A 12,693-nucleotide genomic window follows, 5' to 3' on the forward strand; every position below is an offset into this window, starting at 1 on the left:
CCATTCGATCATGTCACTCTCTGCATGGGTCGCACCGGAGCCGAGACGGAAGTTGAAATGCCTCGAAAGCCCTCGGTGTCGCCGAAGACGCTCCTGATCATCCGATATGCCCTCGTCATCGTCGTGGTCGGCTTCGCGGTCTACTACCTCGCCGGACAGTGGCAGGACGTGCAGGAGACCATCGCGGTGATCTCCTGGCCGTCGCTCGCGCTTTCCCTTGCGCTCGTGTTGGTGGGGCTGGCGTTCGGAACGCTGAGCTGGGTCACCATCCTGAACGGCCTCGGCCCGAAGGTACCTCTGCTCCGGGCGTCGCAGGTGCTGCTCGTGGGACAGCTCGGCAAGTACGTTCCCGGCTCGGTGTGGTCGTACGTGATGCAGATGGAGCTCGGCCGCCAGTACGGCATTCTTCGGCCCCGGGTCCTCGTCACCGCGCTGTACGCGGCGGGTATCGGTGTCGTCGCATCGCTGATCCTCGGCGGCCTGGCGTTGCCGGTCGTCGTCGAGGGTCATGAATGGACGCTCTGGCTCTTCGTGCTGTTGCCGATCGGGCTCGTGTGCCTGCACCCGCGAATCATGACCTGGCTCGCCTCTGCGGTCTTGAAGCTCTTCCGGCGACCGCCGCTGGAACACCGCGTCACGTGGCGGGCGGTGCTCGGTGCACTGGGCTGGTCGCTGCTTTCGTACGTCGCGTACGGCCTGCATCTGTGGGTTCTCGTCAATTCCCTCGTCGACCCCGACCTCGGGACGCTCATCCTCCTGACCGGTGCCATCTCGCTCGGATTCACCCTCGGACTTCTCGCGTTCTTCCTGCCTTCGGGCATCGGCGTTCGCGAAGCGATCCTGATCGGCGCCATGGGCGTGCTCCTCACGGTGTCGCAGGCCACGGCGATCAGCCTGGTCTCGCGCATGCTCTTCACGCTCGGGGATCTGATCGCTGCCGGCGTCGCCATCGTGTTCGTATTGCTCATGCGGCGTCGGCTCGCGCGGGAGCAGCTGGAGTACCTCCGCGAGGAGGTTCGTTACGAGCACGGCAGATCGAGCGACGAATCGGTGGAGGCGCCGAAGTGAACACCATCCACCCCACGGCTGTGATCACCGGCGACGTGCGACTCGGCGAGCGCAATGTCGTCGGCCCGTTCGCGGTGATCACCGGACCGGTCGTGATCGGTGACGACAACTGGATCGGCGCCGGGGCGGTGATCGGCGCACCGCCGGAGGTGAGGTCCCATCCGCATCCGCGTGAGGAGGGCGAGCCGGCCGGCAACGGGGTCCGGATCGGCGACCGCACGACCATTCGCGAGTACGTGCAGATCCACCAGGGCTGGAAGTCCGAGACGCGCATCGGCGACGATGTGTTCCTCATGAACCAGGTGTATGTCGCCCACGACGGCGAACTCGGCGCCGGTGTCACCCTCGCGTCGAGTGTCCTGCTCGCGGGCCACGTCAGGATCGGAGCGGGTGCCAACCTCGGGCTGGGAACGAGCGTGCACCAGTTCCGCGAGATCGGCCGCGGGTCCATGGTCGGCATGGGGTCGGTCGTGACGACGGACCTGCCGCCGTACGCGAAGGCCTTCGGAAATCCCGCGCGGGTCCGTGGCGCGAACGTCGTCGGCATGGAGCGTTCGGGCGTGGAACCAGCGCTGACCGATGTGCTCGCCGTCGTCTACGCGGGCGGGGTCGCCGACCTCTCGAGCATTCCCGACCGTGAGATCCGTGTGGCGGTCGAAGCCTGGACGGCGCGTTCGGGAATCGCGCAGTGAGCGGCGGGCGCCGCAGCGGTCGTCACTCGCTCGCCTTCGTCCTTCCGTTCGCGATCACCGCGCTGTTCGGCATCCTCTGGGCGCTCGCCAGCCCCGTCTTCAGCATTCCCGACGAGAACGCGCACGCGACGAAGGCGATCGCGCAGGCGCGCGGCCAGATCGTCGGCTACACGCTTCCCGACGTTCGCCACATCGTCGTAGACCTCCCGGCGGGCTACGGCTACAGCCAGGATGTGCTGTGCTACGCGACGCATCCGGAGGTCGACGCCGGGTGCGCGCCCGAGTTCGGGGGAGCGGACACCCAGCCCTGGTTCAACACCTGGGTCGGCGCGTACAACCCCGTCTACTACTTCCTGATCGGCTGGCCGAGCCTGCTGATGGACGGATCGGCGGCCATCTACGGCATGCGCATCGCGAGTGCGCTGCTCTGCGCCGCGTTCGTGGGCCTGGGCTACTTCGCGGCGACGAGCGGCTCGCAAGCGCGATGGATGCCCGTCGGCATGGCGTTCGCCGCGGCGCCCATGACCGCGTACCTCTTCGGCGCGGTGAACCCGAACGGTGCTGAGGTCGCTGCGGCCGTCGCGCTGTGGGCCGCGCTGCTTCGATTGCTCGAGTCCTTCGATCGCGACGATCCGGGTCCGCTCGGTCTGCCTCGGGCGGGGTTGTGGGGCATCGTCGTCGCGGCGGCGGTCCTCCTCGTGAACGCGCGTGCCCTCGGTCCGCTGTGGTTGGTCGTCGTGGTCGCGGTCTGCCTCGTCGCCGTCGGGTGGCGCGCGACGCGGCGGCTGTTCACGACGGCGACGAGCTACGTGTGGATCGGTGCCGTCGCGGTCGGTGGACTCTTCTCACTGGGCTGGACGCTGTTCGGCGGCAGCCTCTCCAATCAGGCCGAGGCATCCGATGCGCCCCTCGTGAACGGCAGTTTCCTCCAAGGCTTCGCCTACATGATCCGAACGATGCCCGACCACCTGCAGCAGGCGCTCGGCTACTTCGGCTGGTTCGACATGCCGTTGCCCGTGTGGGTCTACTGGCCGATCGTCGGGGCCGTCACGGTGCTGCTCGTCCTCGGTCTCGCGGCGACCGGTCGTCGCTCGGCGGCGGTCGCCGTCGGCGTCGTGGCGGTCGCGCTGCTCGTGCCCGCGCTGGTACAGGGCTACAGCGTGCACCAGACCGGCATCATCTGGCAGGGCCGGTACGGGCTGTTCCTCTACCACGGCGTGCTCATCGTCGTGGCGTGGCTGCTCAGCCGCGACCGAGGCGCCGCTCGCATCGGATTCCTGGCACCGAGGATGACTCCGTTGCTGGGGGCGGCGCTCGCCGGGTTCGGCCTGCTCGCGTTCGCGCTCGTGCTGGTCCGTTACGTGATCGGGTGGGGCAGCCCGCTCGGCGAGATGCTCGCCGATCCGGGCTGGCAGCCGCCGGGCGGGTGGCCACTGCTGGTCGCCGCATACGCGGCCGTCAGTGCCCTCCTGGTCGTCGGAGTCTGGATGCACTCCCGCACCATCGCTCGCGGTGAGTCGATGGCCCGGAGCGGTGCGGATGCCTGAGCCCATGCGCGTCGCCATCGCCTACGACTGCCTGTACCCGGTTCACACCGGCGGCGGCGAGCGGGTCTACCGTCGGATGGCGGAGCTGTTCGTCGAGCGTGGCAACCATGTCACCTACGTCACGCGCTCCGACTGGGCGACGGATGCCGCTCCGCACGCGCCGTTCGACATCGCTGGGGTGTGGCGTGGCGACATCTACGACCCTGGCGGGACGAGGACGACGAGCAGCGCCGTGGGCTTCGCGTTCGGTCTCTTCCGTCATTTCGTCCGCCGGCGTCATTCGTACGACCTGGTCGTGGTCGCCGCGCTGCCGGTGCTCAATGTCTTCGCGGCCCGGTTCGCCCTCCTCGGTTCGGGAACGGTACTCGCGGTCGACTGGCTCGAGGTGTGGTCGTGGCGCAAGTGGCGAGGGTACGCCGGGGCCGTCACCGGGACGATCGCCTGGCTGCTGCAGTCGGCCGCGGTGCACGTCGGCCGTATCGTCACGGTCAACAGCGGGTTCACCGCGCGCCGGCTGCGGGGGTACCGTCGTCGCGTCGACCCGCTCGTGCTGGGGCTGGTCGACCTCGCATCCGACGAACCGCTCGCGACCACCGTCGCGCCGAAGGCACCGGCGGTGCTGTTCGTCGGGCGGCACATCGCTGACAAGCGGGTCGATGCGATCCCGGCGGCGTTGGCGCATGCCCGAACGACGGTGCCCCACCTCCGGGCGTTCATCGCGGGAAGCGGACCCGAGACGGACGCGGTGAGGCGTGCAGCCGGGGCGGCCGGCATCGCGAACGAGGTGCACCTGCTCGGACGTATCGACGACGCCGAGCTCCGGCGCCGGTATCGCGAGGCGAGCGTCCTGGTCAACCCGTCGGCGCGCGAGGGCTTCGGACTCGTCGTGGCGGAGGCCGCGGCCGCTGCCACGCCGAGTGTGGTGGTCGCCGGGGAGGACAACGCCGCGGCGGAACTGGTCGTCGACGGCGTCAACGGCGAGGTCGCCGCGGACGCGTCGCCCCGCGTGCTCGGCGACGCCATCGCCCGCGTCGTCCTCGCCGGCGAACCGATGCGTCGGAGCACGCTGGCGTGGTTCGAGCAGGCACGGTCGGAGCACGGACTCGCCCGCTCGGTGGACGAGCTCCTCGCGCGCGCAGCGGCGCTGCGTGCCGGCCGCCGTCGTCGCGGCTGAGCGAGCAGCGGTCGCGCTCGAGACGCTCCCGAAGCGCCGATCCTCTCAGCTGGCGGTCGTCGCGAGTTCCTCGGCGAACACCCGACGGGTGCCGGCCGCCGTGCGCTCCCATGAGAACTCGCTCGCTCGGTCGAGTCCGGCGCGCGACATCCGCTGGCGCAGCTTCGCGTCGCCGGTCACGTGCACGATCGCGTCGGCGAGCGCCTGCGCATCCGTCGTGTCGGTATAGATCGCGGCATCGCCCGCGATCTCGCGGATGACCGGGAGGTCCGATGCGATGAGCGGGCACCCTCGCGTCATGGCCTCGAGTGCAGGAAGGCCGAATCCCTCGAACCGCGTGGGGAACACATAGGCGGTCGCGTCACGGTAGAGGCGGTCGAGTTCATCCGCGGTCACCCACCCGCGCAGTTCGACGTGATCGGCGAGGCCGAGGCGCTCGACGTCGGCGCGGAGCGGGTCGTCGCCGTGGCTGCCGGTGATGACGAGCCTCGGCCGGTCCGGCTTCCGGATGGTCGCCAACGCCTCGAGGAGCCGGGGGAAGTTCTTGTGCGGCATCCGATTGCCGACCGACAGCAGGAGGTCGCCGCTCCGGCTCGACCCCTTCGCGGGCGCCGTGGCGCCCGACGCCGACCCTGCCAGCGGAACGACGTCGATGCGCGAGTCGGGAACGTGCAGGTATCGCCGGATGTCGTCAGCCGACGACTCGCTCACCGTGAGCACGCGAGCGGCCGCCCGGGCCGCGAGGCGGTTCATCGTCCGAAGCACTCCCGCATAGGGCCCCGGCACGTACTCCGGGTGCCGGAACGGCAGGAGGTCGTGGATCGTGAGCACGACGGGGACCGCGGACCTCGCGGGCCCGAGGTTCGCCGGTGCGTGAATCAATGCCGCTCCGACGCGACGCGCCGCACGCGAGACGGCGAACAGCTCGCCGCGCGCCCAGGCGACGCGATCCTCACCGCTGAGACCCGAGTCGATGACCGACCCGGGGAACCAGGGCGCGCCCGCCTCGACGAGTTCGGTCGAGGCGAACGCCGCGAACGCGAAGTCCGGATCGTCCTCCGTGTAACGCGAGTACAACTCCCGCACGTAGGACTCCATACCTCCCTTGCGCCCGGTGAAGAACAGGAGGTCGACCAGCACCAGGGATCGACTCACGACGGCCCTTCTTCCCGACGGCGACGGGCCCCGTTAAGGTTCTGCGCGAGCCGCGCGCGCCGTCCCCATTCGTAGACGATCGCCGAGATGAGCTCGGCGATGAGGAGTCCGGTGAACACGGCGGGCAGGCTCTGCATCGCGAGTCCGATGGCCGCGAACCCGAAGGTGACTAGGGACACCACTGCACGCAGGCCGGTCACGAGGCCGGCCTCGCCCATGCGCCGGAGCGCCGCGAACGGGATCGTCGTCGCGAGTGAGGCCGCTCGCCAAGCGCAGGCCAGCACGAGTGGGAGCAGCGTCGACTGCGACGACCAGGCCGAACCGAAGACGAAGTCGAACGCCCCCACTGCCTCGAGGACCAGCAACGCGACGAAGGCTGCGAGGACAGCTCCCGCGGAGACGAGGATGTCGAGCGTGGAGTGCTCCTTCAGGAGTCGGAGACGCAGGAAGTTCAGCGGGATCGCGAGCAGTCCCGAGACGGTGGCGAGCGCCGTGAAGACGACGGCATCGGCAGGGCCGAGAAACGCCAGGATCATGGCGTTCAGCAAGGGGTAGACCGCTCCGGTGATCGCCGTGTCGGCGACCACCCAGCCCAGGATGCGACCCTGCGGACGCGAAGCTCGATGGGCGACGGGGAGGCACCGCACGACGGTCGCGGCGAGGATTCCGGTCACCAGGGGCGTGAGCGCCCAGTCCGCACGTCCGAATGCGGCCAGCACCCCGAAGAGGGCGCCGGCACCGACCAGCACCGAGGCCCAGACCTCGCGCGTGTCGAGTCGTTCCGCGACGGAAACGCCTCGACCGACCTCGAGGCCGGCGATGAGGACGGGGAGGCAGATGCAGAGCACCAGCGCGTTCGGGCCGGCGATGACGAGCGCCACTCCGGCGACGATGGCGATCGCCGCGAGCCAGACGGGGAACACGACTCGCCGTTCGGTCGCCGCGGAGGACAGCCGCGACTCGACGATGACCGCGAAGGCGAGTTGTCCGACGAACGTCGCAACCATCACCGCCACCGCGATCACGCCCTGCTCGGCGGTGGTGAAGAGACGAGACGAGATCGAGACGGTCGCCGCGGGGATGACGGCGAGCGAGACGCCCCCGAGCAACGTGACGGCGCTCATCGTCGCACGACGCATGCGCGTCGGCCCCGGCAGGCCGGCGGTCATCGGCTGACCGCCGTCGTGCGACCTGAACCGAGCGGCCGGCCGATCCAACCTTCGAATCGTCCGAGGAAGACCCACCAGCCGTCGCCGGGTTCGTTCGTCGCCCGATGCCTCACGCCGAAGGCCAACCCTCCGCCCGTGAAGGCGAGGCGCCACCAGAGCGGATACCGCCAGCGCGCGACGACTCGGCCCATTCCACGGCCGTAGGCGCGGAGCTTGCGACGGCGTTCCGCATGAGACAGACCCGCGGCGTCGGTGATCCCGCCGACGGTGATCTCCGGGGGAAGCCACCGGAAGGAGGCTGCGACGGCGGGAAGACGCTCGCGGAGCCGCAGGAGGAGGTCCGTCGCTTCGCCCGCCTGCCACGGCGTATCCGCTCCGGTGCCGATCTCGACGTCGAAGCCGCCGACCTCGTCGAATACCGATCGCCGCACCAGCACGCCCATCTCGATGACCGTCCAGACGTTCCACCGATCGAGCGGCGTACCGGCCGCAGGCAGCGAGAACTTCGCACCGTGCTCGTCGACGACCGTGAGTGCCCCAGCCCGGAAGGCATCGGGGAGCGCACGAAGCCCTTCGATGCTGCGCGCGGGGAACCACGTCGAGTCATTCGGGAACAGCAGGAGCGGATCGCCGTCGGCGTTCAGCGCGCCGACGCCGACGTTGCGCCCTCGGGAGGCGCCGCGAGCCGAGGAGGTCACGATGACCGACGCCCCTGCGGCGTCGAAGCCCTCGACGAGCGACTGGATCGCCTCGTATTCGCCCTGGGCGACGATCACCAGTTGGTCACGCGGCTGCAGGCGGCCGTCGAGCGATCGGAGGAGTCGCTCGATACGCTCGACCCTTCCGAGAGTCGCCACGATCAGCGCAAGATCCACAATGGATCATTCTGTACGATGATGGGGCCCTTCCCCGCATCCGACAGGACCCGTCATGACCACCTCGACCGAGGCGATCGAACTCTCGATCGTCATGCCCTGCCTCAACGAGGCCGAGACACTCGCCGTCTGCATCGACAAGGCGCAGGGCTACCTTCGTCGGAGCGGGGTCGTCGGTGAGGTCGTGGTCGCCGACAACGGATCGACCGATGGCTCGCAGGAGATCGCACGGGCGCACGGTGCGCGCGTGGTCGACATTCCCGTGAAGGGCTACGGCGCCGCGCTCATGGGCGGCATCGAGGCGGCGCGCGGTGACTACGTAATCATGGGCGACGCCGACGACTCGTACGACTTCTCGAACCTCGACCCGTTCGTCGGTCGCCTTCGAGCGGGCGACCAACTGGTGATGGGCAACCGGTTCCAGGGCGGGATCGCCGAGGGCGCGATGCCGCCGCTGCACAAGTACCTGGGCAATCCGGTGCTGTCCTGGATCGGTCGGGTCCTGTTCCGCTCGCCGATCGGCGACTTCCACTGCGGTCTCCGGGGTTTCAACCGGCAGGCCATCCTCAACCTGCACCTGCAGACCACGGGCATGGAGTTCGCGAGCGAGGTCGTCGTCAAGTCCACGCTCGGCGGCCTGCGCGTCTCCGAGGTGCCGACGACCCTCGAGAAGGACGGCCGGAGCCGACCGCCGCACCTGCGGAGTTGGCGCGACGGATGGCGGCACCTGCGGTTCCTGCTCATCTTCAGCCCGCGCTGGCTGTTCCTCATCCCCGGCGCGGTCGCCTTCCTCCTCGGCTTCTTCGGGACCCTCGTCCTGGCCTTCGGCCCGATCGTCATCGGCGACGTCGGCATGTCCGAGATCACGCAGACGTACCTGGCTGCATTGGCCGTGGTCGGCTACCAGGCGATCGTGCTCGGCATCCTCACGAAGATCTATGCCCAGCATGAGGGCTTCAACATCCCGCGGTCTCGCAGTTTCGACCGGCTCGAACGCCGGATCAGTCTCGAGAGCGGCGCCTTGGCCGGACTCGGCCTGTTCGTGGTCGGTCTCGTCATCGCCATCGTCCAGTTCTCGATTTGGGCTGGAACGGGGTTCGGGCCGCTCGACCAGAGTTCGGCGATCCGCGTGGCGATCCTCTCGGCACTCTTCATGATGCTCGGCGCGCAGACGATCATGGCCGGAATGTTCCTCGGCGCACTCAAGGTCGGCCTCAGGAGGAATTGAGCGGTGCCCGAACGCGGACCAGGTCGAGGCTCAATGCAGGTGCCACGCATCTCCGTCGCACTGGGCACGCACAACGGCGAACGCTTCCTCGGCGAGCAGCTCCGGAGCATCCTCGATCAATCGCATCCTGTCGACGAGATCGTGCTCTCCGACGACGCGTCGCGCGACTCGACGATCGGGGTCGCCGAGCAGGCGGTCGCAGCTGCCGGTGACGACGGCCGCCCCGTGCCGACGCTGATCGTGCTCCGGAACGACTCGCCGCTCGGCGTGACGGGGAACTTTGCGCAGGCGTTGCAGGCTGCGACCGGCGATCTGATCCTGCTGTGCGATCAAGACGACCGCTGGCATGTCGATCGTGTCGCCGACGCGCTCGCCTGCTTCGCCACCGACCCTGAGCTCCAGCTCGTGGCATCCGATGCCCGGCTCGTGGACGAGCACGGCGCCCCCCTCCCGCATTCCCTCTTCGATACGCTCGGCATCGACGAAGGCCTGCTCGCCCGGATCGCGGCCGGAGGGGCATCGAGCGAACTCCTCAAGCGGAATCTGTTCACCGGGGCGACGATGGCGGTGCGCCGTGAACTCGTCGAGCGCGCCGCTCCGTTTCCTGCGAGCTGGGTCCACGACGAGTGGCTCGCGATCGTCGCATCGGTCACGGGCGGCCTCGTGGTGATCGACGCGCCCCTCATCGACTACCGGCAGCACGGCGGCAACCAGATCGGCGTCACCAAGCTCGAACTCGACGGCAAGCTGAGCCGGCTCCGCGAACCCCGGAGCGACCGCAACGCTCGGCTGCTGGCACGTGCCGAAGCGCTTGCCGCACGAGCGGCGGAATTCGCCCCGACCGATCAGCGATTCATCCGCGAGGTCGACGAGAAGGTGCAGCACGAACTCGTTCGCCGCGATCTTCCACGACGCCGCGTGCAGCGCATCGCGCCCGTGCTCGGGGAGTGGCGCACCGGGCGGTACTCGCGCTTCGGCTTGGGAGCGCAGGACGTCCTCCGCGACCTCGTTCAGCCGGTCTGACGACGACGACCGGTCCTAGAGTCGCTCGCCGGTCGCCGGCGCTGACACCCCCGGCCGGCTCAACGCATCCCGCCAGCTCATGTCCCTCGCCGCCTTCACCGCGCACACCACGAGCAGCATCCACCCGCCCTCGGTGATCGCGAAGCTCTCGGCGAAGCTGGTCACGGCGATGACCACGAGCATGAGCGCGGGCCACAGGTAGACGGGGCTTCGTCGCGACGAGGCGAGCAGCCAGGCGCGCACGAGGGCGACGAGGATGAGGGCGGCGAAGAGCAACAGCCCGATGACGCCGACCTGGAAGTACACGTCGATATAGGCGCTGAGCGCCGAGGCGTGGTCGCGTCCGGTCATCTGCTCGACCCAGACGAACGGTACCCGGTCGGGCCACTCGCCGTACCAGCCCCAGCCCTGGAGCGGGTTCACGGCGAGGTAACGGGATGCCTCGCGCCAGACGTCGAGGCGGACGTCGAACTCGGCGCGCGCGTCGAGCAGCTCGATGATGCGCAGCCGCAGCAGCCAGGCCACGACGAGGATCACGAAGCCGGCGCTCAGGAGCCCGATCTGCCAGCGCCAGCGGGTTGCGGGCTGTGCACGGCGCAGGCCGTACAGCGCGGCGAGGGCGACGAGCGCTGCACCGAGCGAGATCCAGGTCGTCGGCGAGCCCGAGAGCACGACGCAGATGCCGGCGAGGGCCATCGACCCGAACGCCTTGGCGCGGTTCGAGATCTTCGTGCGCCACTCGACGATGAAGGTGAGCAGGGCGATGAGGGCGACGAACCCGAGCATGTTGCGGGTGCCGAAGATGCCCTGGACCGGCCCGAGGCGGGCGAGGTCGCCGGTGATGCCGAGGAAGGCGATCGGCAGGTCGAGCAGGATGCCCGAGAGGATCTCGAGGCCGAGCGAGACGCCGAGGAGGACCCGCATCACGTCCGCGAACGCGCGCACGATCTGGATCGTGTCGCGCATGAGCGCGATGTAGACGCCGAGCACGGCGAACGCGATGAGGTAGGCGACGCGGGTCGCCGTGAGCCAGCTCGTGTCGCTCCAGATGACGGATGCCGCGCACCAGGCGAGGAAGACGAGGATGGTCAGCGGCAGGATGCCGTACCACTCGACCGCCCGCCACCTGGCCACCAGCGAGAGCCCCGAGAGCACGATGAGGGTCGCGAGCGCGGCGAGCAGCCCGGGCCAGCCGATGAGCGCGACGATCGCGTGCGTCGAGAACGCGAGGCCGACCGCGATCAGCGTGAGCGCCTGCGCGAATCGGGCCGACCCGACGGCGCTCCGCGTCGCCGTCCACAGGCGCGTGCCGCGCGGGTCGTCGGTCATCGGGCGCGGCTGGAGCGAGGCGAGAAGGGCGAGCGGGTCGAGCGGGGCGAGCCGGGCGAGCGCGTCGCGCCCGGGCGTTCGTCGGCGAGGCGCGGCCGCGCGTGCGGTGCGGGCAGCGGCTCGTGCTCCCACTGCCGGCGCTTGGTGGCCCACGCGATGGCCAACAGCAGGGCGAACCCGCCCTCGACGAGGATGCGGCTCTCGGCGAGGCTCTGGCCGATGAGGGCGACGAGCAGGAGCAGCGGGATGAACGCGGCCGCGGTGTACGGGCGCGGTGCGCCCGTGGCATCCCTCGGCTGGTCGACGGCGAGGAACCACGATCGCCACAGCGCGCCGATGACGACCGAGGCGAACGCGAGGACGCCGACGATGCCGAGTTGCACCCACACGTCGAGCCACGCGTTGTGGGCCTGCAGGTAGAACACGCCGTTGCGCTCCGCGAGCGTGCCGAACGGCTCGGCCCACGGCTGCCAGTAGCTCATCCATCCCCAGCCGAACCAGGGGCGTTCGCCGGCGAGGCCGATGACCGCGTTCCAGATGTCGAATCGGCCCGTGACGTCTTCGCTCTTGCCGAACGCCGCGAGCAGGGTGCCCCAGAAGGCGATGAGCAGGGCGACGGATGCCACGAGCGCGAACCCTGCGGTCGCGTAGACGAGTCGCCGACGCTCGGGTCCGCGCCGGCGCGCCCAGATCGCGAAGCCGAGGGCGACCAGCACGAGCACGCCGACGAGGGTCACCGTCGCCGAGCGCGTGAGCACGAGCATGAGGCCGGCGACGACGAGCCACGCGATGCCGCGGCCCCGGCGGATGCCACCCGAGGCGAGGAGTGCGCCGAACACGACGGCGCCGAGCAGCGCGACCATGCCCAGCAGGTTGCGGCTCGCGACGATGCCCTCGACCGGGCCGCCTTCGAAGAGCAGGGCGCGCGACCAGTAGAACGCCATCGGCACCCGCTCGCCGTCGGCGTAGGCCGCGGGATCGAAGTCGGGGAAGTTCGGCAGCACCGGCTCGCGAACGAACAGCGCGACCCAGAGCTCGAACGCGATCGAGAGGCCGAGCACCCACTTGATCGCCGCCGCGAGGGCGCCGACGAACCGGTTCCAGTCGAGGCAGAGCACGAGCGCGATGCCGACGAAGGCGGTCACCAGCGTGGTCGCGACGCCGAGCACGGATGCCGCCGGATAGGCCGACCACGCGATCGAGAGGGTCGCGAGGCCGAGGAACGCGATGGTCGACTTCGGGACCCGTCGCCAGATCCACCGCGGCCGCGTCTCGAGCACGAGCCACACGGCGCCGACGAGCACCAGCACGGCCACCACCCCGAAGCCCCACCAGCCGAGGAGGTTCCGCCAGAACTGGCCCGCGAGCAGCGTGAACAGCGCGAACGTCGCGAAGGCGCCGACCAGGGCGCGGCGGCGGTCGGGGGTCATGGG

11 protein-coding genes are annotated in these 12,693 nt (G+C 69.8%); 6 read left to right on the plus strand and 5 right to left on the minus strand.

The genetic code is table 11. The annotated features are described in order from the left end of the window. Positions 1-24: 24 nt before the first annotated feature. From GE115_RS11920 to GE115_RS11935, 4 genes are read left to right on the plus strand one after another with little or no spacing between them, the layout of a single operon-like run. Positions 25-1,068, plus strand: coding sequence for a lysylphosphatidylglycerol synthase transmembrane domain-containing protein (locus GE115_RS11920; protein WP_153685008.1), 1,044 nt, complete (start codon positions 25-27; stop codon positions 1,066-1,068). Then, positions 1,065-1,760 carry an LbetaH domain-containing protein gene (locus tag GE115_RS19250; protein WP_153685009.1) on the plus strand — a complete coding sequence of 232 codons (696 nt, stop codon included), beginning with the start codon at positions 1,065-1,067 and terminating at the stop codon, positions 1,758-1,760. The genes GE115_RS11920 and GE115_RS19250 overlap by 4 nt, the downstream gene beginning before the upstream one ends. Next, complete coding sequence (locus GE115_RS11930; protein ID WP_172979876.1) at positions 1,757-3,307, plus strand: DUF2142 domain-containing protein; 1,551 nt, start codon at positions 1,757-1,759, stop codon at positions 3,305-3,307. Before GE115_RS19250 ends, GE115_RS11930 begins: the two co-directional genes overlap by 4 nt. After that, positions 3,300-4,481, plus strand: a complete 1,182-nt coding sequence (locus tag GE115_RS11935) for a glycosyltransferase family 4 protein (RefSeq protein WP_153685011.1) — start codon at positions 3,300-3,302, stop codon at positions 4,479-4,481. Before GE115_RS11930 ends, GE115_RS11935 begins: the two co-directional genes overlap by 8 nt. Positions 4,482-4,526: 45 nt before the next feature. Here GE115_RS11935 and GE115_RS11940 read toward each other — a convergent pair whose 3' ends face one another. From GE115_RS11940 to GE115_RS11950, 3 genes are read right to left on the minus strand one after another with little or no spacing between them, the layout of a single operon-like run. After that, on the minus strand, positions 4,527-5,636 hold the full coding sequence (locus GE115_RS11940) for a glycosyltransferase family 4 protein (protein ID WP_153685012.1): 1,110 nt from the start codon (positions 5,634-5,636) through the stop codon (positions 4,527-4,529). Then, the gene (locus GE115_RS11945) at positions 5,633-6,805 is read right to left on the minus strand and encodes a hypothetical protein (RefSeq protein WP_153685013.1); all 1,173 of its coding nucleotides are present in this window, start codon (positions 6,803-6,805) and stop codon (positions 5,633-5,635) included. The genes GE115_RS11940 and GE115_RS11945 overlap by 4 nt, the downstream gene beginning before the upstream one ends. Further along, complete coding sequence (locus GE115_RS11950) at positions 6,802-7,680, minus strand: glycosyltransferase family 2 protein (RefSeq protein ID WP_153685014.1); 879 nt, start codon at positions 7,678-7,680, stop codon at positions 6,802-6,804. The genes GE115_RS11945 and GE115_RS11950 overlap by 4 nt, the downstream gene beginning before the upstream one ends. A gap of 55 nt (positions 7,681-7,735) precedes the next feature. On the opposite strand from GE115_RS11950, the gene GE115_RS11955 reads away from it, so the two are divergent. After that, positions 7,736-8,908, plus strand: coding sequence for a glycosyltransferase family 2 protein (locus GE115_RS11955; protein WP_153685015.1), 1,173 nt, complete (start codon positions 7,736-7,738; stop codon positions 8,906-8,908). A 39-nt stretch (positions 8,909-8,947) separates the two neighbouring features. Further along, complete coding sequence (locus tag GE115_RS11960) at positions 8,948-9,931, plus strand: glycosyltransferase family 2 protein (protein ID WP_376765713.1); 984 nt, start codon at positions 8,948-8,950, stop codon at positions 9,929-9,931. Between the two features lie 15 nt (positions 9,932-9,946). On the opposite strand, the gene GE115_RS11965 is transcribed toward GE115_RS11960, so the two are convergent. Further along, positions 9,947-11,260, minus strand: a complete 1,314-nt coding sequence (locus GE115_RS11965) for an O-antigen ligase family protein (protein ID WP_153685017.1) — start codon at positions 11,258-11,260, stop codon at positions 9,947-9,949. Further along, positions 11,257-12,690: an O-antigen ligase family protein gene (locus GE115_RS11970; RefSeq protein WP_153685018.1), complete on the minus strand. Its 1,434-nt coding sequence runs from the start codon at positions 12,688-12,690 to the stop codon at positions 11,257-11,259. Before GE115_RS11970 ends, GE115_RS11965 begins: the two co-directional genes overlap by 4 nt. Positions 12,691-12,693: the final 3 nt, after the last annotated feature.

The sequence above is a fragment of the Agromyces agglutinans genome (genome assembly GCF_009647605.1).
GTDB lineage: Bacteria > Actinomycetota > Actinomycetes > Actinomycetales > Microbacteriaceae > Agromyces > Agromyces agglutinans.